Origin of the sequence: Bacillus cereus group sp. MYBK108-1 (genome assembly GCF_051917185.1) — a bacterium.
GTDB lineage: Bacteria > Bacillota > Bacilli > Bacillales > Bacillaceae_G > Bacillus_A > Bacillus_A cereus.
The window spans coordinates 69,300-91,313 of the sequence record NZ_JBQAHZ010000023.1; the positions used below are offsets into that span (position 1 = coordinate 69,300).

Consider the following 22,014-nt stretch of genomic DNA (forward strand, 5'->3'; position numbering starts at 1 on the left):
CTACAACTACGAGGAAGAGTGAAGGGGTGAATGAAAGTTGGAACAAACGATTTATATTAAAATGCGCAATCGTTTAAAAGTTTCTCCTACTTATGAAGTAAAGCTGGGCGATGTTGCTCAACTTGCCGGAGATTCTTCCGTAGTTGAGTTGTTACAAAATGAGATAGTTTACAAAATAACAGCGCATGATAAGACGCATGTTGTAATTGATGTTATGAAAGTAATTGAGATTATTCAACAGAAAGCATCTCATGTACAAATTAATTTACTCGGTTCTGGACAAACTCTTGTTGAAATTATATACGAAAAAAAGAAGACACACCCAATTTTTTTCGGGCTTGTATGGCTGTTACTGTTCATTGGAGCGGCCCTTGCGATCATTTATTTCCATGAAGATGTAAGTATGCAACAAGTACATCAACGGTTATATTACATGATTACTGGAGAATTTAATGCGCAACCACTTTTATTTCAAATCCCTTATTCTTTAGGTCTTGGCTTAGGGATGGTTTTATTTTTTAATCATGTATTTCAAAAGCGAATTAATGAAGAGCCGAGTCCGTTAGAAGTTGAGATGTTTCAATACCAACAGTCACTTGATCAGTATGTAATCGTTAATGAAAACAAGGATAATATGAAACAACTTGCCGATGATTGAGTCTGGATTTGTTATTTTAATTGGTTTAGCTGGAGGGATTGCGGTAGGTAGCGGATATGTCGCATTTTTAGCTGTACTTGGTATAATCCCCCGTTTAGCCCAATTAACGAGAAGTGGAAAGCATATTCAATATTTTGAGTGGGCAGTCATTGCAGGTACTTTAACAGGGGCTTGGTGCAGTTTGAAAAACATTACATTTCAAACGTCGCAGTATTGGCTCGTTATATTAGGGATATTTTGTGGCACATTCATCGGAATGCTTGCTGCGGCATTAACAGAGGTGTTAAATGTTCTGCCTATTTTAGCGAAACGAGTAGGGGTAGAGGGGAAGATTATTGTTTTACTCGTTGCTCTTGTACTTGGGAAAGTAATAGGATCGTTGTTTCACTGGATTTATTTCGTAAAGTAGGAGGCAGTATATAAATGACAAGTCAGAAATTGAAGGATGATTACATAAATAAAGTGAAGGAGTATCATCCAAAGCCAAACTATTTACTAAATTGTATCAAAGCATTTCTTGTAGGTGGACTCATTTGCACAGTTGGAGAAGTATTGATGAAATTTTATATACATTATTTTCACTTCAGTGAACAAGAGGCAGGAAACCCAACTGTTGCAACCCTTGTTTTATTATCCGCGATTTTAACAGGGTGTGGTGTATATGATAAAATCGGTCAATTTGCTGGAGCAGGATCAGCGGTACCGGTAACAGGATTTGCAAATTCTATGGCGAGCGCTGCCTTAGAACATAAGAGCGAAGGGGTTGTTCTAGGGATTGCTACAAATATGTTTAAACTGGCAGGAAGTGTGATTGTATTTGGGGTTGTTGGTGCATATATCATTGGGTTAATAAGGTATACCTTTAAAATTTTTATGTCTTAAAGGAGGGCTAGTATGAGGTTGACCGGAAAACAAACGTGGGTATTTCAAAATGATATATATGTGAATGCAACGGGTACTGCTGTCGGTCCGAAAGAAGCTGAGGGCCCTCTTGGGAAAAAATTTGATATTTCATATGGTGACTTGCATTGTGGAGAAGAAAATTGGGAGCTTGCCGAACGAAGATTAATGTCAGACTCAATTCAACAAGCAGTGCAAAAAGGGAATATAAAAACATCGCAAATTGATTTCTTTTTAGCGGGAGATTTATTAAATCAAACAGTGACAGCAAATTATGTTGCGCGTAAGTGGGGCATTCCTTTTTTAGGAATGTTTAGCGCTTGTGCGACGTCTATGGAGACTTTAGCAGTTGGCTCAGCTTTTATAGACGGTGGATTTGCAAATCGTGTCTTAGCTACAGTAAGTAGTCATAATGCAACGGCTGAAAGACAATTTCGCTATCCAACAGAGTACGGTGGACAAAAGCCAGGGACAGCAAATTCAACTGTGACTGGTGCAGGATCTATATTAATTAGCAATGAAAAAAGTGCAATTAAAATTACGTCGGCTACAATTGGAAAAGTGCAAGATTTAGGAATTACAAATCCTTTGGATATGGGGGCAGCGATGGCTCCAGCAGCAGCTCATACAATTCAACAACATTTTGAAGATTTAAGAAGAAGTGCCGATGATTATGATTTGATTGTTACGGGTGATTTATCAGCTGTTGGGACGCCGATTGCGAAACAACTTTTACTTGAGGAAGGTTATGATCTTGGGCATATATACAATGATTGTGGATTGATGATTTATGAATCAAGTCAAGAAGAAGTGTTTGCAGGTGGTAGTGGTTGCGCTTGTTCAGCAGTTGTCACATATGGTCATTTATTACACGAGATGCAAAAAGGGAATTTACAACGAATTTTTGTCGTTGCGACTGGTGCATTATTAAGCCCGATGATGATGCAACAGAAGGAAACGATTCCAACAATTGCACATGGTGTCGTATTTGAGAGAGTTAAAGGAGAGTGAATTGTGGATTTTATATATGCATTTCTTGTAGGTGGAGTTATTTGTTTAATTGGGCAACTATTGTTAGATTTCGTAAAGTTAACACCAGCTCATTTAATGGCAACTTTTGTAGTCATCGGAGCAATTTTAGATGGATTTGGATTGTACGATAAACTAATAAAGTTTGCAGGTGCTGGAGCAACAGTCCCTATTACAAGTTTTGGACATTCACTATTGCACGGAGCAATGCATGCAGCAGAAAAACATGGATATTTAGGAATTGGTATTGGCATGTTTAGTTTAACGTCTGCGGGCATTTCCGCAGCGATATTGTTTTCGTTTTTTATAGCACTTATATGTAAACCGAAAGGATAAATCAAATGAGACGAAGGGTTGTTTTGGTCACAGATGGAGATGAATATGCAAAGCGGACAATTGAGCTTTTAACGAAGGAATTTGGGGGAAGGTGTATTTCAGCATCACAAAGTAATCCAACCAAATTGACAGGGAAAAAAGTTGTTGAGCTTATTATGCAAACGCCATATGACCCTGTATTTGTCATGTTTGATGACAGTGGATTTATTGGAGAAGGATCTGGTGAAAAGGCTTTAAAATATGTGGCTACCCATAAACAAATTGATGTGCTCGGTATTTTAGCGGTAGCGTCTAATACGCATCATTGGGAATGGGCACGTGTAGATGTAAGTGTAGATCGGAATGGGAATTTAACCGAATACGGTGTTGATAAATTTGGACTTCCAGATGGCGAAATTGGCAGAATTAGCGGAGATACAATTTATTGTTTAGATGACTTGAATGTTCCTGTCATCGTTGGAGTCGGTGACATTGGTAAGATGTGTGGAAATGATGAATGGGAGAGGGGATCACCTATTACGAAGAAAGCAATTCAATTAATTTTGGAAAGGAGTGGTTTTTATGACGAAGCCTAAAAAAGTGGATATCCCTATATCAACTTTCATAAGTGACAATGAAAATTATTTAAAGCAGACAGTTGGGCTAGGCGTTACATACGATGTTGGCATTCGTAAATTTCAAATTTTGAATAAAGAAATTGGTGTGTTATTTGTAAACGGACTTTGTGATACAAATTATATTATCCCTATTTTAGAAGAAGCGGTGGATACAAATGAGATAAGGGATGTAGAAGAAGATACAGTGAAGCTTTTAGAGAATCGCTTAATCCATCAACAAGTAAGTAAAGTGAAAACGATGGATGAGGTAATGCTCCAAGTATTATCAGGACTCATCGTGATATTTGTGGAAGGTGAAACGGAAGCGTTTGCAATCGATGTTCGTAGTTATCCAGGGCGAACGCCGACAGAACCAGATACCGAAAAGGTAGTACGCGGTGCAAGGGATGGATTTGTTGAAAATATCGTTGTAAATACAGCATTAATCCGTAGAAGAATTCGAGATCCACGTCTTCGAAATGAAATGGTTCGAGTAGGAGATAGATCACAAACGGATATTTGCATTACATACGTTCAAGATGTTGCAAATCCAGATTTAGTAAAGATTATAAAACAAGAATTAAATAACATCGATGTAGATGGAATTACGATGGCGGATAAAACAGTAGAAGAATTTGTTGTAAAGCAAAGCTATAACCCATTTCCACTTATTCGATATACAGAAAGGCCAGATGTAGCAGCAAATCATCTACTAGAAGGACATGTGTTAGTACTTGTTGACACATCGCCAAGTGCTATGATTACACCGACAACATATTTTCATCATTTACAGCACGCGGAAGAGTTTAGACAAAATCCAGCTGTCGGTACATTTTTACGCTGGGTGCGCTTTTTAGGTGTTATATTCTCGTTATTTTTATTACCATTTTGGTTAGTGTTTGTATTTGATCCAACTCTTTTGCCAGCAAATCTTGCTTTTATTGGACCGACTAAGATGACGCATTTACCAATTTTATTACAGGTGTTAATGGCAGAGGTCGGACTTGAGTTTTTAAGGATGGCAGCCATTCATACTCCAACGCCGTTATCGTCTGCAGCAGGGTTGATTTCCGCTATATTAATTGGTCAAATTGCAATTGATGTAGGTTTGTTTGTGCCAGAAGTAATTTTGTATGTAGCAGTTTCGATGATTGGTGCATATGCAACACCGAGTTATGAATTAGGATTAGGGAATAAGGTTGGGAAATTGTTTGTTATTATTTTAACAGGTCTCTTCCATGAGATGGGATTTGTAATTGGTATGACGATATTAATTTTATTTTTAACGTCTATAAAAAGTTTACAAACACCTTATTTATGGCCGTTTTTACCATTTGATTGGGGCGCATTAACAAAAATTTTACTCCGTCCAACGATGTCTAGTTTAAAAGTACGACCAAGTATTGTAAGACCTCAAAATGTAAAAAGACAAAAATAAACGGGATTATACACCCGTTTATTTTTTTTAGCAAAAATTTATTATTTTTTAACAAAAATCAAACATTTTTTGTGTACACTTAGAGTAGATATTGTGTATGGAAGGGGAAGAGGACATGATTAAATTATTTGTAAGTGATTTAGATGACACGCTCGTTTACGATGTGAATCATATGCAAAAAGAAGATGAACGTGCGCTGTGTTGGTTAGCTGAGAAAGGGACAAATATTTGTTTTGCCTCTGGCCGCTTTACACACAGAATTGATGAAGTTGTAAAAAGGTTTTCATTCCCATATTACACAACTGGCTTAAATGGAGCGACAATGTTGCTTCCGGATGGAAATTTATTTCATGAATCGAGTTTTGAAAATGTGGTTGCCCAGGAAATATATCGATATATACATAAAAAAGGACTAGCGGATATTGTTTGTGCAAATGAGCAGCGATATACAAAAAGGAAGAATGAACATCACCATAATTTTGAAGCGTATATGGGCGTGCATATCGCTGAAATTGAAGCGTTAGAAGAAGAGTTTGGTAAGACTGTACACCCTGCAAAATTGTTTGTTTTTGGAGAAGAAGAGAAAATTGTGACGTTAGATCAAGAGCTACGAGATACGTTTCAAGGCGAAGCGGAAGTTTTTATATCAGGTAAACGCTATGTTGATATTATGCCAAGAGGCGTGAGTAAGGGGAGTGCTCTAAAGCGACTAATGGACCATTTGCAAATTGAAGCAAATGAAGTTGCTTGTATTGGAGATTCTTTCAATGATATTTCTATGTTTGAAGTAACCCCGCATTCATTTACTCTTCATCATGCCCATCCATATGTAAAGGAGAAAGCAAATCATATAGTGCGTTCGGTTGAAGAGGCTGTTATGAAATTACCATTACTTGTATAAAAAAGAAGCCCGTCACTGGCGGGCTTCTTTTTTACTTGAATAAAGATTTAACAAAATCAATGATACTTGAGAAGAAATCTTTCACTTTATCTAGAAAACTTTGTCCTTCTTCAGAACCTAAGAAGGCAGAAACGTGTTCTTTTGCTTTGTTTAATTGACTACCAACTTGATTCCAATCGATATTAAGATTTTTCATTTTATCAAATAACGATACTAAGTTATCTAACTGTTCATCTGTCAATGTAATGCCGAGTTGATCAGCAATTTTTTTAATTAATGAACGTAAATCTTCTGTTGTTTTTGGCTGTTCTTTTGCAATTTCTTCTTTAATTTTTGCAACAAGTTGAACTGCTTTTTCTTCACCAATTTTATCACCAAGCTGGGCTGTTTGTACCATTTCTTCATTCGCTACTTTTTTAACTTCTTCAGGAATTTGTTTATTGGACGCAGTTTCGTATGCTTTCATTAATCCAGTTAAAGCTGCAGTTCCTGAAACTTTAAAAGGTGCAGTAATTTGAATTTCTGCATCTTTTACACCTGCTGTAATCAAAGCGTTAGTGTACATTGCATCTGTTACCCAGTTAATGTTCTTTGATCGTACAATAAGACCAGATCCTGGTTTTGTGTATGTAATCATAGAAGAAGAAATTGCTCTCGTACCAATTTGTGCTTTTGGAACAATGCCTTCTAGAAATTTATGTTCTTCCGCATTAGATACAGTAATAATTGTAGCATCTTTCGGTGCTTTCATTTCTTTTAACAGATCTTGTTTTTGTTGTTCAGATAAGTTCTCTCCTAATGTAACAATTGATTCTCCCTCGATGATGTCTGCAAACGAAGCTGTTGGCATCATAAATACCGTTACAGCTAATAGCAGAGCTAGTAATTTCGTTTTCACGAAAAATCGCTCCCTTTCTCTTTCTAAAATTTTCGGGCAACAAAGTTATTATAGTATATATTTCTTATTTGTCACCTAGCTTTTTCCACATTTCAAAAAAGAAGTATCTAGATTGTCGGATTCTTTTTGTTTCTAGTCATGAATGTGGTAATATAGTGCTGAGATAGTTGAAAGGAGACATATACGTATGAAAACTTTAGGATACATATTAATGGAAAACGGTGAAAAAATCGACTTGGAATTTTTCCCAGAAGAAGCACCGAAAACAGTAGAAAACTTTAAAAAATTAGCAGAGCAAGGATTTTATGACGGTGTTACATTCCACCGTGTTATTCCTGGCTTCGTAAGCCAAGGTGGAGACCCAACAGGTACAGGTGCAGGTGGCCCAGGTTACTCTATTCCATGTGAAACTGATGGAAACCCTCATAGACACCTTGTAGGATCACTTTCTATGGCTCATGCTGGCCGTAACACAGGCGGTAGCCAATTCTTTATCGTTCATGAGCCACAGCCGCATTTAGATGGTGTTCATACTGTATTCGGTAAAGCAACAAGCGGTATTGAAACAGTATTAAAAATGCGTCAAGGCGATGTAATGAAAGAAGTTAAAGTTTGGGAAGAATAAGGTAAGGAAAAAGAGAGCTTTTGCTCTCTTTTTTATTTTTAATGAGATTGAGTACTACTTCTACAGCTCATCATACAAGTAGTATTGTTGCTAAAATATATTGCTTGTGAGAACAAACCTTTAACCAATTACATAGAATACATTACATTATATGTTTCAATAAATATTTTTTGTTATATTAATTTTGCTAGAATTGTGCTGCTTTAGAGTAACTATAAATGAAGTGCTGTTGAATGATATGTTTCTTTCCATTCCATATAAAATTTTCTTTTTTTAACTCTATTTATTAAAGGAATAGTGCTGAAACATAGATTTGACTTTCTTCTTTTCGCTTTGTATGATTATCAAGTTGTTTTAGACTCTTCTCACTCTGTTGAAAATATTGTAAAATGAATGTGATATGAAAAGAGTGATTGAGGGGATTACTAGTTTGTAACTTTTGTAAGAAGGGATAAGGGTTATGTTAATTCGTTTTAAAAAAAGTTATGAAAAAATTGCAATGGGGCTTCTTTCGTTTATGCCAACTGAAAAAGATGTGAAAACATTACAATTGACAATGAAAGAATATGAAGCAAAAGATGATTGGCAATTGTATTTGTGGAAAGAAAATGAAGATTTTGTTGGAATAATGGGGATTGTAAAAAAAGAGAATCAAGTATTAGAAATTCAGCATTTGAGTGTGAACCCGTCTCACCGTCATGTGGGGATTGGGACGAAGATGGTTCAAGAGTTAAAGAGTAAATTTCTTGAGTTTACAATTTGCGGAAATGAGCAAACAGCAAGTTTTTGCGAAAAATGTAAAGGGCTAGAACAAAATATACATTCGTGAAAGCAGAGATAAGTAGTTTATTATCTCTGCTTTCTTTTTTGTAATTGTTCGTTTCGTTCAGTAATGACCTCTGTGCGATCACGCAAAGTGTGCTTGTTTATAATATATTCACCTGGGATAGCATTCAAGTCTTTCCAAGAGAGGTTTTGTTTTTGACATAACTCTATGCACTGCTTCTCTAACGATGAATCTGATAAGGGTAAAAATAAAGGTACAAAACGTTCTTTTTTATGGATAGATTGCAATCTTTCATTGAGCAAGGAAAGAAGTTGTACTTGATTAATTCCTAAACGTTGTAAAGGCACACCGCTTTTTTCTAAAATTGTAATTGCGCTTTTCATCATTTTTGTAGAACCATTCCAATTAGCACGTCTTTGGTGGTATAAAGAAACTGCAATTTGAATGAGACCAACTAAGTAATGATCACGATTACCTCTTGGTTTTGTCTTCCAATACTCTTCTAGTATTTCGTGGCATTCAAAATAGTCATAATCTCCATGGAAATGAATTAAAAATTGTATGTATTCGGTAGGATACATGTTTTCTCGCTCCTATCTAACGGTTATACATATAAGTGTATCATAGAAATATGAACAATAAACGACTAGGAGGTTTCCCCCTAGCCGTTATTGTTCATATTAGCAGAAGCAAGCTGCTCCTACAATAATTAGTAAAATAAACAGTACAACAAGTAATGCGAACCCACCGCTAAAACCACAATCAACGTGACCCATAGTTTTTTGACCTCCTACATTGTTCTTACTACACTGTTATCATATGAAGTGGTGGGCATGATGACATAGGCATCGGTCTATTTTTAATTAAATTTCTTAAAAAGGTTGGATAGAACATGAGTATGCTCTATACTTATGTTGTTATAGAAAAAATGTGGTGGGATGCTTTGTGCAATATAATTTTAAAGTAGAGGCTTTTGAAGGGCCGTTAGATCTATTGTTACATTTAATACATCGTTATGAAATTGATATATATAATATTCCTGTAGCAGATATTACAGAGCAATATTTATCTTATGTGCATACGATGAAAGAACTTCAATTAGATGTTGCAAGTGAGTATTTAGTAATGGCTGCAACGTTATTACAAATTAAAAGTAAGATGTTGTTGCCGAAACATGAAGAAGATGTACTTGATAACGGTGATGATTTTATAGATGATCCTCGTCAAGAATTGATGGAGAGGTTAATTGAATATAAGAAATATAAGCAAGTTGCTACTGAGTTAAAAGAAAGAGAACAAGAAAGAGCACAGCTATATACACGTCCACCAATTGACTTTACATCGTTGCAACAAGAAGAGGAGACAAGCTTACCTCTTGATGTTACGTTATATGATATGCTAGCGGCATTTCAAAAATTAATGCGCCGTAAAAAGGCAAAAAAACCTGTAACAACACGTATTACTCGTCAAGAAATACCAATTGAACAGCGAATGACTGATATTTTAAAACAGTTAAAAATAAAGGGTGGTCGCCAAAGTTTTTATGATTTGTTTGTTGATGATGAACGTGAAATAATGGTTGTAACATTTTTAGCAGTTCTGGAACTTATGAAAAACCAACAAATCATAATTGAGCAAGAACATAATTTTGATGAAATTTTCGTATCAAGCTCTAATAAATCTGCATAGAGCAAGTATGTGAAAATGGGATAGCAACATTTTATCTCATGCTATGTTTTAATGTATCGTTTGGAACAAGAGAAAAAATATTGAACCGAACGCATTAATTGTGATTCGGTTTTTTGATGTGTATTTTTATGAGAAAATAGAAGGAAGGAGCTCGTGAAATGGATAGGAAAGAACAAAAGTCAATTATTGAAGGCCTTTTATTTGTTTCTGGTGATGAAGGGATTTATCCAGAACAAATAGCGAAAGTTCTTGAAATTGAAATGAATGAAGCAATTAATATTTTAGAAGAAATGCAACAAGAATGTGAAGGTGCAAACCGTGGTTTGCAAATTGTACAGTATGCAAAAGTATATCGTTTTGCTACAAAGAAAGAACATGCTTCATATTATCAAAAATTAATAGATACACCAACAGCTGCTTCACTCTCACAAGCTGCCCTCGAAACGTTAGCGATTGTTGCATATCGCCAACCAATCACAAGGACTGAAATGGAAGAGATTAGAGGAGTTAAAACTGATAAGGCGTTACAAACGTTGGTTTCACATTTACTTATAAAAGAAATGGGAAGAGCAGAAGGACCAGGGCGTCCTATTTTATACGGAACAACAAAAGAATTTTTAGACACATTTGGATTGAAAACATTAGATGATTTACCACCGCTTTCTGAAGAGAATGAACAAATGAATGAAGCAGATTTATTCTTCGGTTCTTTACAAGAGATATCGAAATAAAAGCTTAGCATTTTGCTAAGCTTTTTTTGTATATCAATTATTTACAGTGCCATACTAAATGAAAAAAGGAGACGAGTTATGAGAGGTATGCGGATTATTTTATTATTAGTTTCTGTTTTATTATGTTTTTCTTTAAATAGCGCATCAGCTAAAAGGTATATGATGTCCATTCATACTACGTCTCCTTTACATATGCATCGGCAACATCTTAGTAAAATGAAAGTGAGCTTTTTAAAAGTGGGGCAAGGTGACGCAACACTTATTATAATGCCAAATGGACAAACAATGTTAATTGATGGAGGACCTTATGAAGCAGGAGAGGTTATTATTCAGAAATTAATTGAGAAAGGGATTAATCATTTAGATGTAATTGTCAGTACGCATCCCGATATGGATCATATAGGGGGGTTAATTCCAATTGTAGAGCAAATGCCGGTATCGCTTATATTAGATAGCGGAAAAACATATAGTTCTCTTACTTATCATACGTATCGGAATAATATAAAAAAAAGAGGGATACCTTTCGTTTCAGTAAAGGAAGGACAATATATACCGCTGGATCCACATGTTTCTATACAAGTATTAAACAACGGGAAATCAAAAGATGAAAATAATGAATCCTCAATTGTTTTAAAGGTGCGATATGGAAAAGCGGATTTTTTATTAATGGGTGACGCGGATGTACGGACAGAACATGAAATATTAAAACAATTTGATGTCCATGCAGATGTGTTAAAAGTGGGGCATCATGGCTCATATACTTCAACAAGTGAAACGTTTATAAAAAAAGTGGAACCGCAGTTTGCTATTCTATCGTACGGGAGTAATAATCCGTATGGACATCCTCACCAAAGTGTAGTGAAACGCTTAAAAAGGCACGGTATAATGGTATATAGAACGAATAAACGTACAGTAGAAATGGAAACAGATGGTGAACATATTATGTTAGAATCTAGCGGATTAATGCCATTGTTGAAGTGATTTCTATATTAGGGGGCGATACTGTCCCTTTTTGGAAAAATGAATAATATATATTATAATTATAAGAGACGTAAGAAATTTCCTTTTCTGTTGAATAAAAAGGAAATTTCATTAGAATGTATAGACAACTACTCGTGCGTATATTAAGATGGAACTAGGCGAATAAGGTAATAATAACAAGTAGGTAATTCATGGGAAAGGATCGATGAAAATGAAAACGCAAATTGTCATCAATGCCAAAATTTACACAGGTCAAGAAATAGTGGAAAACGGATTTATTCGTTACGCAGAAACCATTAAAGAAATTGGTTTGATGGCTCAATATGTACCACAAGAAAATGAAACTGTTTTTGATGCTACAGGGAAGATTATAATTCCAGGTATGATCGATGTTCATATTCATGGTGGATACGATATTGATGCGATGGATGCAAATAGCGATGGGTTAGTAACTCTAGGTAAAGAAATGTTAAAAGAAGGGGTTACAACTTACTTCCCAACAACAATGACACAAGCTCCAGAGGCAATTGAAGCAGCGTTAACTGCTGCGAAAGAAGCAAAAGAAAAAGGAGCGCATTTCGAATATATTCATTTAGAAGGACCTTATGTTTCAAAGAAACGTGCAGGTGCACAGCCACTTGAACATATCGTTCCTGCAAATATTGAGCAATTTAAACAATGGCAAGAAGCAAGTGGGAACTTAATTAAATTAGTAACATATGCACCAGAAGAAGAGGGAGCATTAGAGTTTGAACAATATCTTGCTGAAACTGGTGTAGTTGGCACAATGGGACATACAGATGCAATTGATGCGCAACTAAAAAATAGAAAGATTACACATGCGACACATTTATACAATCAAATGCGTGGATTACATCACCGTGAACCAGGAGTTGTGGGTCATGTGTTATTAAATCCAGATGTAATGGTTGAAGTAATTACAGATGGTATTCATATTCACCCTGATATGGTGAAATTAGCATATAAGTTAAAAGGACCGAAAAAAGTAAGTGTTATTACTGACGCAATGCGTGCAAAAGGTCTTGAAGATGGATTATATGAGCTTGGCGGACAGCCAGTACATGTAAAAGATGGTAGTGCTCGATTAGAAGATGGAACGTTAGCTGGTAGTATTCTAAAAATGGATCAAGCTTTCCGAAATGTAATTGAATTTACAGGTTGTTCAATCGAAGATGCAGTACTTATGACATCAGTTAACCAAGCAGAAGAGTTTGGATTAAATAATAAAGGTGCATTAGCGGTAGGAAAAGATGCAGACTTTGTTGTGATGAATGAAGATTTACATGTATATGATACGGTTCGTTTAGGAATTCATATGAAGGAAGGGAAGTAATTAAATGAATATTCTTGTTGTAAAAACTCCAGAAGAATTAGCAGAAGCAGGTTATAAATTAATTGAAGAAGTTGTAAAAACAAAAGAAAATCCAACATTAGGAATGGCTACAGGAAGCTCTCCATTAGGTATTTATGCAGAAATGCGAAAAAATAAACTTGATACAAGCCGTGTAACCACTGTAAACTTAGATGAGTACGTAAATTTACCACATGAAGATAAAAACAGCTATCACTATTTCATGCAAGAACAGTTGTTTGATCATCTTCCATTTAAACAAACTTATGTACCAAACGGGATGGCAAGTGATTTAGAGGAAGAGTGCAAACGTTACGAGAGCATTCTAGCTGCTAACCCAGTTGACCTACAGATTCTTGGAATCGGTGAAAACGGTCACATCGGATTTAATGAGCCAGGAACACCGTTTAATTCTCCAACAAACATTGTTGAATTAACAGAATCTACACGCCAAGCAAACCTTCGATTCTTCGAAAAAGAAGAAGATGTGCCAACTCATGCGATTACAATGGGAATTGGAAGCATTATGAAAGCGAAACAAGTTCTACTTGTTGCTATGGGTTCTAAAAAGGCAGAAGCTGTTAAAGAATTATTGCAAGGTGAATATAGTGAAGAGTGTCCGGCTACAGTTTTACAACGTCATCCGAATGTAACCGTAATCGCTGATCAAGAAGCTCTATCTTTATGCAGTGAGGCGATTGCTGATGAACATCGACAAGTATTCACCATTTCCGATCTATTATCAGATTCAAGAGTGGGTGAAACAGCTAATTGAGGACGGCGAATGGAAGCCGGGAGATAAAATCCCATCTGAGAATGAACTTTGTGATAAGTTCGAAGTGAGTCGAATGACAATCAGACAGGCGATTAATAATTTAGTGGAACAAGGCTATTTATATCGGAAGCGTGGAATTGGAACATTTGTCCAACTTCCGAAAGTGGAACAAAAATTGCAAGGAATGACGGGATTCACAGAAGACATGATTTCTCGTGGGATGAACCCAAGTAGTCAATTACTTAGTTTCCGCCTAGTTCCAGCTACTGCTAAAATAGCAGACCGGTTGAGAATACAGGAGGGGGAATCGGTTTATGAAGTGAGGCGTATTCGCTTAGCTGATGATGAACCGATTGCTTTTGAGACGACATATTTGTCGCCAGCTCTTGTAAAAGATATTAACGAAGAGATATTGCAACAATCTTTATATGAACATTTAGAGAAAAAACTGGGCTTTAAACTTGTTAGCGCTACTCAGTCAATTGAAGCTTCCGTTGCGACGGAAAATGAAGCTGAACATCTGCATATTCCTAAAAAGGCGCCTGTACTTGTAATGCGTCAATGGTCATATTCAGAAGGTGAGATACCGCTAGAGTACGTGAAATGTATTTATCGTGGAGATCGTTATAAATTTATTACGAATATCGCACGTAACAAATAGTATATTTCAGTTTGTGAAGTACAGTGGAATTGAAAATGATTAACATGTAAAGAAATAAAAATACGACTCATCCTTATAAGGAATGAGTCGTATTTTTATTATGAGCAATTACGTGGTTAACAGCATCTTTGACGTGATTTACTACATAGTGAGCGTGTTTTTTTACTGCATCATCTGCTTGCGACATAGCAAAACTGTGAGGAGTTAAAGAAAACATAGGAATGTCATTATAAGAATCCCCTATACAAGCAATTTCCTCAGGTTTTATTTGAAACTCATTTAATAAAACAGAAATGGCAGAGCCTTTACTAACATTCGGTGGCATTACATCTAAACATTGTTCTGCTGAGATAAAAGTACTAACTTTCCCGTGGAATTTTTCATCAATTTTTTTCTGAAGGAGTTGTAAGCTCTCCTTTGTTCCACCGACAGAAATTTTATTTGGGAAAATTGTATCATCAATCTTCTGTAGTAAGTTTGGTTCTTCAACAGAAGTCATAGTTACTTGTTGTTCAAGTTCTTGAATGAAAGGTGTTTTCTCTTCAATGTAATAATTATGCTCATCACTTACATAACGGAAATAAGGATCTTCATTCGTCATAGCTAACAAATCGGGAAGTATGCTGGAATCAAAAGTTGCAGATAATAGTTGTTTATTTTCATGTGTATATACAAAAACACCATTTACACTAATGCGATGAAAATTTGTATTTACAGCTTTCATTAAGTCTGCAATTTCATTATCAAGTCTTCCGGAAGCGAAGCAAAGAATAACATTTTGCTCGGCAAGGCTGCGCAGTGCCGCAACATCTTGTTCGTCAATAAGACCTCCGTGTTGCATCATTGTACCATCGATATCACTTACAAACATTTTAATCATGCTGTTATCTCCTTTCTATGTACAGTTGCTCTTACATTATACGCATCATATATAAACATGTCTAAAAAATGAATTTTTATTAAATGGCAGATGTTTTACATTGACGACAAAGAAGAATATTCTGTAACATAAAAGTAGGCTATTTAAGTACGAGGGTGGTGTTATATGAGTAATTATCTAGAAATTAAAAAAGTTTTAAATAATAATGTCATCATTGCTAGCCATCCGGAACACGAGGAAGTAGTAGTGATTGGTAAAGGAATTGGATTTGGGAAAAAAGCGAAAGATGTATTGGAGCAAGAACAAATCGAAAAAATGTTTGTCTTAAAAAATGAACGTGATCGTGAACAATACAAATTATTAGTGCCGCATATTAGTGAAAAATTAATTGAATTGATGAACGATATTATGCTGTACATTCAAGGAAAAGCGAAATCTCCACTAAATGAACATATTCATATTGCGTTAACAGATCATATTTCATTTGCGATTAAAAGGTTAAAACAAGGACTTACAATTGATAACCCTTTTTTAGTTGAAACAAAAATGCTCTATCCAGAGGAATATGAAATTGCGGAAGGTGTTGTAGAACTTTTAAATTCTCGTTTGCAAATTACATTGCCTGAAGGAGAAATTGGTTTTATTGCACTTCACATTTACAGTTCGCTTACAAATTCTGATTTATCTTCAGTTAATCAAAACTCCCGTCTCATTGCACAACTTGTATCTTTAATTGAGACAAACTTACAAATTACATTAGATCAAGAGAGCATTCATTATTTACGTCTTATTCGTCATCTTCAATATGCTATTGAGAGGGTGAAAAAAGGAGAAAAAGTAGAGGAATCGCAAAGTTTTGCTGATTTATTAAAGGCGGAGTATCCAGTTTGCTATAACTTGGCTTGGAAGCTAGTTAAGGTCATGCAAAAAGAGTTGCAACTACCTGTATATGAAGCTGAAAGTATTTATTTAACGATGCACTTGCAACGCTTAGTAAAGGCAGAGCATGTGTAAAAAGTCATATATTTTTGTCTAAAATGAAAACGTTAAAAAAAATGATTGAATCGCTTACAATAGTTATGTATAATAACTATTGCAAAGTTATACAAATTTCGACAAACACATTAAGGTGAGTAACGAAAACGTTTGCCTTAATTATAGTGAACTTATACGTAAACCTATTTTTGACACGTGTTACTGATTCGATCAGGCATGAGTGGAGAAAAGTAAGGAATGTAAGCTAGAGAAAGGGATATACTACCCTTTGTATAGCTATCGTTCTATCTTTTTTTCCTCATGTCTTTTTGGCGTTTGTCGGAAGGTATCAATATAGATAAGAGAGGAAGGGTTTCCATGTTTAAGAAGATCTTTGGTGTTCTTCAAAAAGTCGGAAAAGCGTTAATGCTTCCAGTAGCGATTTTACCGGCGGCAGGTATTTTACTTGGGTTTGGTAATGCATTTCAAAATCCACAGTTAACAAATGTTATTCCTGCTTTAAAAGCAGATTGGTTCGTAATGGTTGCAAAAATTATGGAACAATCTGGTGATATTATTTTCGCTAACCTTGCATTATTATTCGCAGTTGGGGTAGCAATTGGTTTAGCTGGTGGAGACGGAGTAGCTGGTTTAGCAGCATTCGTTGGCTACTTAATTATGAACAAAACGATGAGTGTGTTCTTAGAAGTAGATAAGCTAGTGAAAGTAACAAGTTCTGGAGCAGACCCAGTAAAAATTGGATTTACAGATCCAGCGTATGCAAACGTATTAGGTATTCCAACGCTACAAACAGGGGTATTTGGTGGTATTATCGTCGGTATAGTAGCGGCATATTGCTATAATAAATACTTCAACATTGAATTACCATCATACTTAGGTTTCTTTGCAGGTAAGCGTTTCGTACCGATCGCAACTGCAACATTCTCTTTAATAGTAGGTATTATCATGTGCTTCGTTTGGCCATACATTCAAGGTGGCTTAAACACGTTCTCACATCAAATGATTGATGCAAATAGAACAATCGCAGCATTTATATTCGGTTTAATTGAACGTTCATTAATTCCATTTGGATTACATCACATTTTCTATTCACCGTTCTGGTTCGAATTCGGTCAGTATACAAATGCAGCTGGCGAATTAATCCGTGGTGACCAAAAAATCTTTATGGCACAGTTAAAAGACGGTGTAGAATTAACAGCAGGGACATTTACAACTGGTAAGTATCCGTTCATGATGTTCGGTCTTCCAGCAGCAGCTTTAGCAATGTACCATGAAGCACGTCCAGAAAATAAAAAATTAGCAGCAGGTATTTTAGGTTCTGCAGCATTAACATCTTTCTTAACAGGTATTACAGAGCCACTTGAATTTTCATTCTTATTCGTAGCGCCAGTATTATTCGGAATTCACGCTGTATTTGCTGGTCTATCATTTATGACAATGCAAATTTTAGGTGTTAAAATTGGTATGACATTCTCTGGTGGTTTAATTGACTTCCTATTATTCGGTGTACTACCAGGCCGTACAGCATGGTGGTGGGTAATTATTGTTGGTCTTGTACTAGCAGTTATTTACTACTTCGGATTCCGCTTTGCAATTCGTAAATGGAATCTAAAAACACCTGGTCGTGAAGTGGCAAATGCAAATGACGGCGCAGGAAAAGCAGAAGCAGGCGAACTCCCTCGTGAAGTATTAGTAGCACTTGGTGGTAAAGAAAACATTGCTTCTTTAGATGCTTGTATTACTCGTTTACGTGTTCAAGTTAACGAACAAAAGAATGTAAACAAAGACCGCTTAAAAGAACTTGGAGCAGCTGGTGTACTTGAAGTTGGAAATAACATTCAAGCTATTTTCGGACCGAAATCTGACACATTAAAATCACAAATTCATGATATTATGTCAGGTCGTACACCTCATGTTGAAAAAGAAGAATCTGTAAAAGTGGAAGAAACTCCTCAAAAAGTTGATGAAAATGAAACAATTGTATCACCAATCGAAGGAAAAATCTTACCAATTACAGAAGTACCTGACCAAGTATTCTCAGGGAAAATGATGGGAGACGGATTTGCAATTGAGCCAACTGAAGGAACAGTAGTTTCTCCAGTGAACGGTGAGATTGTCAATGTATTCCCTACAAAACATGCGATTGGTATTCAATCTGAAGGCGGAAAAGAAATTTTAATTCACTTCGGTATTGATACTGTAAAATTAAATGGTGAAGGTTTTGAAGCGCTTGTAGCACAAGGCGACAAGGTGAAACAAGGCCAACCATTATTAAAAGTAGATCTTGCATTTGTAAAAGAAAATGCACCATCTATCATTACACCAATTGTCTTTACAAACTTACAACAAGGGCAACAAGTCGAATTGAAAAAAGATGGAAATGTTAAGAAGGGCGAAACCGCTATTATTGACATTCAGTAGGAATTTGACGCAAAATGTTTATAATTATAATAGGCGATGTGGTTGACCGAACATCGCCTATTATATACAATAGATGATGTAGTACTCACGTCTATACAACTAAAAAATACTGTAATTTAAAGGAGATAAATTATCATGGAAAAAATCTTTAAAGTAACTAGCGACTCAGGAATTCATGCTCGTCCAGCAACTCTACTTGTAAACACTGCAAGCAAATTCGGTTCTGACATTAACTTAGAGTATAACGGAAAGAACGTTAACTTAAAATCAATCATGGGCGTTATGTCTTTAGGCATTCAACAAAACGCAGAAATTAAAATCACTGCAAATGGTGATGATGCAGCTCAAGCACTAGCAGCTATCGAAGAAACTATGAAAAACGAAGGATTAGGAGAATAATGACTCTTAACATTCAAGGGATCGCTGCATCAAGTGGGATTGCTATTGCAAAGGCTTTCAGACTTGAAAATCCTGAATTTAACATCGATAAGAAATCAATTACAAACGAGGCTGCAGAAATTGCACGCTTAGACGCTGCGCTTGAGAAAGCAAAAACTGAATTAGAAGCTATTAAGGACCACGCATTTGCTGAGCTAGGTGCTGACAAAGCTGCGATCTTTGAAGCACATTTATTAGTGCTAAATGATCCAGAACTAGTAAACCCAGTAAAAGATAAAGTAAATAGCGAAAAAGTAAATGCTGAATTTGCAATGGATGAAGTTGCATCAATGTTTATTTCTATGTTTGAAAACATGGATAACGAATATATGAAAGAACGTGCTGCGGACATTCGCGACGTAACAAAACGCGTTCTTGCACATTTACTAGGAATTAACTTTTCAAATCCTGGTACAATTTCTGAAGAGGTAATCATCATTGCTGAAGATTTAACACCATCTGATACAGCTCAGCTAAACCGTAAGTATGCAAAAGGTTTCACTACTGATATCGGTGGACGTACATCTCACTCTGCAATTATGGCTCGTTCTATGGAAATTCCAGCTGTTGTTGGTACGAAAGTTGTTATGGAGAAAATCCAAAACGGCGATATCGTTATCATTGACGGTTTAGATGGAGAAGTAATCGTAAACCCATCAGAAGAAACTCTTCGTTCGTTTGAAGAAAAGAAAGCGAAATTTGAAGAGCAAAAAGCTGAATGGGCAAAATTAAAAGACCAAGCTACTGTAACAAGTGACGGACATCACGTTGAGCTTGTTGCAAATATCGGAACACCAAATGATGTACAAGGTATTATCGATAATGGCGGAGAAGGCGTCGGTTTATACCGTACAGAATTCTTATACATGGGCCGTGACAATCTTCCAACAGAAGAAGAGCAGTTCGAAGCGTATAAAGCAGTTCTTGACGGTGTAAAAGAAGGTCAACCAGTCGTTGTTCGTACGCTTGACATCGGTGGAGATAAAGAGCTTCCATACTTACATTTACCAAAAGAAATGAACCCATTCTTAGGATACCGTGCAATTCGCTTATGTCTTGATGAGCAAGATGTGTTCCGTACACAACTTCGTGCATTACTTCGTGCTAGCGTATACGGTAACTTAAAAATTATGTTCCCAATGATTGCAACTCTTGATGAGTTCCGTCAAGCGAAAGCGATTTTATTAGAAGAGAAAGCGAAACTTGTAGAAGCGGGTACAACTGTTTCTAATTCTATTGAAGTTGGTATGATGGTTGAAATCCCAGCTTCAGCAGTACTAGCAGATCAATTCGCAAAAGAAGTTGATTTCTTCTCTATCGGAACAAACGACTTAATTCAATACACAATGGCTGCAGACCGTATGAACGAACAAGTATCTTACTTATACCAACCATATAACCCATCTATTTTACGTCTTGTAAAAATGGTTATCGATGCTGCTCATAAAGAAGGCAAATGGGCTGGTATGTGTGGTGAGATGGCGGGCGATTCACTTGCTATCCCATTACTATTAGGATTAGGTTTAGATGAGTTCAGTATGAGTGCAACATCTATTCTTCCTGCAAGAACACAGCTAAGCAAGTTGTCAAAAGCAGAAATGGAAACATTAGCAGAAAAAGCATTAATGATGTCAACTGCTGAAGAAGTTGTTGAACTAGTTAAAAGCATCTAATTAATAAAAAAACCTGAGTCGATTTGAAATCGGTCTCAGGTTTTTTCTATGAGAAAAGTAAATCTTATTTGCTTACTATCGAGGATAAGAGACAGAATTAGATAGCGATTGCAACAATATCAGTTGGGCATACACGTAAAATGCCATTAAAAGTATTACGTTGACGGTTCTTATCATCTTTGTTGTCGTCTTTATTATCTTTATCATTATTGTTACGAGCTAAAGCAGAGAAAAGAGCAACACCGTTAGCGAAACCTTCAAAAATTACATTGTTGAAAGAACCGATACCTTTAATGCTTAAAAGAGAAAGTTCTGTTCCAACTGAAATGCTAGCAAGTACGTTACATACAGCTGGTTGTTGTGGCTTAACCTCTCTCTCTTTCTCACGATGGTCGCGCTCTCTTTCATGATGATGACATTCTCTAAAGTTATCACAGCATCCAAATGATCCAAACATAATCCTCATCACCCCCTTCACACTTATAATCTATGTAAGTTCGGTAGTTAGTGACTGGACAGAGAGTGGAATTTTTTCTAGGGGATTTTCTCATTTTAAATGACTAGCTGGGTGTTTAGTATGGAATGATGTTTAAAATAGGGGGAATATAACAAAAAAATGTAAAAACCACCGAAATAAATGAAATGGGTAGCCTTTACACTTTTTTACTTTTATATAAAACGATGATATATACAGGAAGAGCTAGGAGTAGTGGTACAATGGATCGTGCAGTATGTTTTTCTGATTCTAATTGGAATGCTTCTTCTTTTGGAAATTGTAAAATGGAGATGTTTGCGGCATCACCAATAAAATATAGAAGCAGTACAGTTACTATGTAACATAAAAGTGCGATAAAGCTTCCGTATGAACTCAATGAAAATCCCTCTCTTGTTATCTATTTGTTATCATTGTATCACAATTGTAACAAAAATACACGGGTATATTTCAACACCTTAACAAAATTCGACATGAAACGTCACGTTTATTTATGAGAAGGGAATAGAATATACTTTTCCATAAGTATAAATGTCGAATGATTTGTAGTAATATTACAAAAGTATGACAGGGAATAAAAAAACGAAGGCAATGTATAATCTGTACCCTTTGTAAAGGACATTTTAAAAAAAGTTAGGCGGCATCAAGAAGATGATTTCTGTATTCGACAGGAGTCATCTTCTTTAAATTCCACTGATATCTATGCTGATTGTAGTATTTCATATAGTCTTTAATT

Annotated in this window: 27 protein-coding genes; 20 read left to right on the forward strand and 7 right to left on the reverse strand. The window is 35.9% G+C overall.

All coding sequences use genetic code 11. The annotated features are described in order from the left end of the window. Positions 1–37: 37 nt before the first annotated feature. The 8 genes from ACTFSL_RS24370 (at position 38) to ACTFSL_RS24405 (ending at position 5,858) form a co-directional block, all read left to right on the forward strand. Positions 38–658 (forward strand): stage V sporulation protein AA, encoded by a 621-nt coding sequence (locus ACTFSL_RS24370; protein WP_000438369.1) that lies wholly within the window; start codon positions 38–40, stop codon positions 656–658. Next, positions 651–1,067, forward strand: a complete 417-nt coding sequence (gene spoVAB / locus ACTFSL_RS24375; protein ID WP_000572936.1) for a stage V sporulation protein SpoVAB — start codon at positions 651–653, stop codon at positions 1,065–1,067. Before ACTFSL_RS24370 ends, spoVAB begins: the two co-directional genes overlap by 8 nt. A 14-nt stretch (positions 1,068–1,081) precedes the next feature. Next, entirely contained in the window at positions 1,082–1,540 is a 459-nt protein-coding gene (gene spoVAC, locus ACTFSL_RS24380) for a stage V sporulation protein AC (RefSeq protein ID WP_000203810.1), read from the forward strand. A gap of 12 nt (positions 1,541–1,552) precedes the next feature. Then, a complete protein-coding gene (spoVAD, locus tag ACTFSL_RS24385; protein WP_001241166.1) occupies positions 1,553–2,569 on the forward strand; it encodes a stage V sporulation protein AD in 1,017 nt (338 codons plus the stop codon). A 3-nt stretch (positions 2,570–2,572) separates the two neighbouring features. Then, positions 2,573–2,923, forward strand: a complete 351-nt coding sequence (gene spoVAE, locus ACTFSL_RS24390; protein ID WP_000345916.1) for a stage V sporulation protein AE — start codon at positions 2,573–2,575, stop codon at positions 2,921–2,923. A gap of 5 nt (positions 2,924–2,928) precedes the next feature. Next, complete coding sequence (locus ACTFSL_RS24395) at positions 2,929–3,498, forward strand: stage V sporulation protein AE (protein WP_001254415.1); 570 nt, start codon at positions 2,929–2,931, stop codon at positions 3,496–3,498. Next, positions 3,485–4,957 carry a spore germination protein SpoVAF gene (gene spoVAF, locus ACTFSL_RS24400; protein WP_000165595.1) on the forward strand — a complete coding sequence of 491 codons (1,473 nt, stop codon included), beginning with the start codon at positions 3,485–3,487 and terminating at the stop codon, positions 4,955–4,957. The genes ACTFSL_RS24395 and spoVAF overlap by 14 nt, the downstream gene beginning before the upstream one ends. 97 nt (positions 4,958–5,054) lie before the next feature. After that, on the forward strand, positions 5,055–5,858 hold the full coding sequence (locus ACTFSL_RS24405; RefSeq protein WP_002026273.1) for a Cof-type HAD-IIB family hydrolase: 804 nt from the start codon (positions 5,055–5,057) through the stop codon (positions 5,856–5,858). Between the two features lie 31 nt (positions 5,859–5,889). On the opposite strand, the gene ACTFSL_RS24410 is transcribed toward ACTFSL_RS24405, so the two are convergent. Next, positions 5,890–6,756, reverse strand: a complete 867-nt coding sequence (locus ACTFSL_RS24410; RefSeq protein ID WP_000850515.1) for a DUF1002 domain-containing protein — start codon at positions 6,754–6,756, stop codon at positions 5,890–5,892. A gap of 187 nt (positions 6,757–6,943) precedes the next feature. Here ACTFSL_RS24410 and ACTFSL_RS24415 point away from each other — a divergent pair, with 187 nt between their 5' ends. Together ACTFSL_RS24415 and ribT are read left to right on the forward strand one after the other, a co-directional pair. Then, complete coding sequence (locus ACTFSL_RS24415; protein WP_000853782.1) at positions 6,944–7,381, forward strand: peptidylprolyl isomerase; 438 nt, start codon at positions 6,944–6,946, stop codon at positions 7,379–7,381. Between the two features lie 460 nt (positions 7,382–7,841). Further along, complete coding sequence (gene ribT, locus ACTFSL_RS24420; RefSeq protein ID WP_000908401.1) at positions 7,842–8,210, forward strand: GNAT family N-acetyltransferase RibT; 369 nt, start codon at positions 7,842–7,844, stop codon at positions 8,208–8,210. A 20-nt stretch (positions 8,211–8,230) separates the two neighbouring features. Here the strand turns inward: ribT and ACTFSL_RS24425 are convergent, their stop codons facing one another. Continuing rightward, positions 8,231–8,749 (reverse strand): DUF309 domain-containing protein, encoded by a 519-nt coding sequence (locus ACTFSL_RS24425; protein WP_000283597.1) that lies wholly within the window; start codon positions 8,747–8,749, stop codon positions 8,231–8,233. Between the two features lie 99 nt (positions 8,750–8,848). Continuing rightward, positions 8,849–8,944 (reverse strand): YjcZ family sporulation protein, encoded by a 96-nt coding sequence (locus ACTFSL_RS24430; protein ID WP_000510194.1) that lies wholly within the window; start codon positions 8,942–8,944, stop codon positions 8,849–8,851. 169 nt (positions 8,945–9,113) lie between these two features. On the opposite strand from ACTFSL_RS24430, the gene scpA reads away from it, so the two are divergent. The 6 genes from scpA (at position 9,114) to ACTFSL_RS24460 (ending at position 14,377) form a co-directional block, all read left to right on the forward strand. Next, positions 9,114–9,857 (forward strand): segregation/condensation protein A, encoded by a 744-nt coding sequence (gene scpA / locus ACTFSL_RS24435; RefSeq protein ID WP_001199753.1) that lies wholly within the window; start codon positions 9,114–9,116, stop codon positions 9,855–9,857. A 158-nt stretch (positions 9,858–10,015) separates the two neighbouring features. After that, entirely contained in the window at positions 10,016–10,588 is a 573-nt protein-coding gene (gene scpB / locus ACTFSL_RS24440; protein WP_000375168.1) for a segregation/condensation protein ScpB, read from the forward strand. A gap of 78 nt (positions 10,589–10,666) precedes the next feature. Next, a complete protein-coding gene (locus tag ACTFSL_RS24445) occupies positions 10,667–11,569 on the forward strand; it encodes a ComEC/Rec2 family competence protein (protein WP_001214826.1) in 903 nt (300 codons plus the stop codon). A 211-nt stretch (positions 11,570–11,780) separates the two neighbouring features. Next, positions 11,781–12,923, forward strand: coding sequence for an N-acetylglucosamine-6-phosphate deacetylase (gene nagA / locus ACTFSL_RS24450; RefSeq protein ID WP_002179749.1), 1,143 nt, complete (start codon positions 11,781–11,783; stop codon positions 12,921–12,923). Between the two features lie 4 nt (positions 12,924–12,927). Beyond that, entirely contained in the window at positions 12,928–13,716 is a 789-nt protein-coding gene (gene nagB, locus ACTFSL_RS24455; RefSeq protein WP_001024210.1) for a glucosamine-6-phosphate deaminase, read from the forward strand. Beyond that, positions 13,646–14,377 (forward strand): GntR family transcriptional regulator, encoded by a 732-nt coding sequence (locus ACTFSL_RS24460; RefSeq protein ID WP_014894892.1) that lies wholly within the window; start codon positions 13,646–13,648, stop codon positions 14,375–14,377. Before nagB ends, ACTFSL_RS24460 begins: the two co-directional genes overlap by 71 nt. A gap of 73 nt (positions 14,378–14,450) precedes the next feature. Here the strand turns inward: ACTFSL_RS24460 and ACTFSL_RS24465 are convergent, their stop codons facing one another. Then, on the reverse strand, positions 14,451–15,257 hold the full coding sequence (locus ACTFSL_RS24465) for a Cof-type HAD-IIB family hydrolase (RefSeq protein ID WP_000594243.1): 807 nt from the start codon (positions 15,255–15,257) through the stop codon (positions 14,451–14,453). 165 nt (positions 15,258–15,422) lie between these two features. Here ACTFSL_RS24465 and glcT point away from each other — a divergent pair, with 165 nt between their 5' ends. The 4 genes from glcT to ptsP all read left to right on the forward strand — a co-directional run bounded on the left by glcT (position 15,423) and on the right by ptsP (position 20,785). Then, complete coding sequence (glcT, locus tag ACTFSL_RS24470) at positions 15,423–16,271, forward strand: glucose PTS transporter transcription antiterminator GlcT (protein ID WP_000073858.1); 849 nt, start codon at positions 15,423–15,425, stop codon at positions 16,269–16,271. A 339-nt stretch (positions 16,272–16,610) separates the two neighbouring features. Beyond that, on the forward strand, positions 16,611–18,674 hold the full coding sequence (gene ptsG, locus ACTFSL_RS24475) for a PTS glucose transporter subunit IIABC (protein ID WP_440042539.1): 2,064 nt from the start codon (positions 16,611–16,613) through the stop codon (positions 18,672–18,674). Between the two features lie 135 nt (positions 18,675–18,809). After that, entirely contained in the window at positions 18,810–19,073 is a 264-nt protein-coding gene (gene ptsH, locus ACTFSL_RS24480) for a phosphocarrier protein HPr (protein WP_000411080.1), read from the forward strand. After that, positions 19,073–20,785 carry a phosphoenolpyruvate--protein phosphotransferase gene (gene ptsP, locus ACTFSL_RS24485; RefSeq protein WP_119683886.1) on the forward strand — a complete coding sequence of 571 codons (1,713 nt, stop codon included), beginning with the start codon at positions 19,073–19,075 and terminating at the stop codon, positions 20,783–20,785. The genes ptsH and ptsP overlap by 1 nt, the downstream gene beginning before the upstream one ends. 97 nt (positions 20,786–20,882) lie before the next feature. Here ptsP and ACTFSL_RS24490 read toward each other — a convergent pair whose 3' ends face one another. The 3 genes from ACTFSL_RS24490 to ACTFSL_RS24500 form a co-directional block, all read right to left on the reverse strand. Beyond that, positions 20,883–21,242, reverse strand: a complete 360-nt coding sequence (locus tag ACTFSL_RS24490; RefSeq protein WP_000468043.1) for a DUF3915 domain-containing protein — start codon at positions 21,240–21,242, stop codon at positions 20,883–20,885. 196 nt (positions 21,243–21,438) lie between these two features. Next, positions 21,439–21,657, reverse strand: coding sequence for a hypothetical protein (locus ACTFSL_RS24495; RefSeq protein WP_000100485.1), 219 nt, complete (start codon positions 21,655–21,657; stop codon positions 21,439–21,441). Positions 21,658–21,911: 254 nt separating this feature from the next. Next, a partial coding sequence (locus ACTFSL_RS24500; RefSeq protein WP_400154740.1) for an IS3 family transposase occupies positions 21,912–22,014 on the reverse strand: 103 nt, incomplete at its 5' end.

Coding starts and splice junctions, on each gene's coding strand:
- spoVAB (WP_000572936.1), top strand. CDS start 651: ATGATTGAGTCTGGATTTGTTATTTTAATTGGTTTAGCTGGAGGGATT.
- spoVAC (WP_000203810.1), top strand. CDS start 1,082: ATGACAAGTCAGAAATTGAAGGATGATTACATAAATAAAGTGAAGGAG.
- spoVAD (WP_001241166.1), top strand. CDS start 1,553: ATGAGGTTGACCGGAAAACAAACGTGGGTATTTCAAAATGATATATAT.
- ACTFSL_RS24395 (WP_001254415.1), top strand. CDS start 2,929: ATGAGACGAAGGGTTGTTTTGGTCACAGATGGAGATGAATATGCAAAG.
- spoVAF (WP_000165595.1), top strand. CDS start 3,485: ATGACGAAGCCTAAAAAAGTGGATATCCCTATATCAACTTTCATAAGT.
- ACTFSL_RS24405 (WP_002026273.1), top strand. CDS start 5,055: ATGGAAGGGGAAGAGGACATGATTAAATTATTTGTAAGTGATTTAGAT.
- ACTFSL_RS24415 (WP_000853782.1), top strand. CDS start 6,944: ATGAAAACTTTAGGATACATATTAATGGAAAACGGTGAAAAAATCGAC.
- ribT (WP_000908401.1), top strand. CDS start 7,842: ATGTTAATTCGTTTTAAAAAAAGTTATGAAAAAATTGCAATGGGGCTT.
- ACTFSL_RS24425 (WP_000283597.1), bottom strand. CDS start 8,749: ATGTATCCTACCGAATACATACAATTTTTAATTCATTTCCATGGAGAT.
- ACTFSL_RS24430 (WP_000510194.1), bottom strand. CDS start 8,944: ATGGGTCACGTTGATTGTGGTTTTAGCGGTGGGTTCGCATTACTTGTT.
- scpB (WP_000375168.1), top strand. CDS start 10,016: ATGGATAGGAAAGAACAAAAGTCAATTATTGAAGGCCTTTTATTTGTT.
- ACTFSL_RS24445 (WP_001214826.1), top strand. CDS start 10,667: ATGAGAGGTATGCGGATTATTTTATTATTAGTTTCTGTTTTATTATGT.
- nagA (WP_002179749.1), top strand. CDS start 11,781: ATGAAAACGCAAATTGTCATCAATGCCAAAATTTACACAGGTCAAGAA.
- nagB (WP_001024210.1), top strand. CDS start 12,928: ATGAATATTCTTGTTGTAAAAACTCCAGAAGAATTAGCAGAAGCAGGT.
- ACTFSL_RS24460 (WP_014894892.1), top strand. CDS start 13,646: ATGAACATCGACAAGTATTCACCATTTCCGATCTATTATCAGATTCAA.
- ACTFSL_RS24465 (WP_000594243.1), bottom strand. CDS start 15,257: ATGATTAAAATGTTTGTAAGTGATATCGATGGTACAATGATGCAACAC.
- glcT (WP_000073858.1), top strand. CDS start 15,423: ATGAGTAATTATCTAGAAATTAAAAAAGTTTTAAATAATAATGTCATC.
- ptsG (WP_440042539.1), top strand. CDS start 16,611: ATGTTTAAGAAGATCTTTGGTGTTCTTCAAAAAGTCGGAAAAGCGTTA.
- ptsH (WP_000411080.1), top strand. CDS start 18,810: ATGGAAAAAATCTTTAAAGTAACTAGCGACTCAGGAATTCATGCTCGT.
- ptsP (WP_119683886.1), top strand. CDS start 19,073: ATGACTCTTAACATTCAAGGGATCGCTGCATCAAGTGGGATTGCTATT.
- ACTFSL_RS24490 (WP_000468043.1), bottom strand. CDS start 21,242: ATGTTTGGATCATTTGGATGCTGTGATAACTTTAGAGAATGTCATCAT.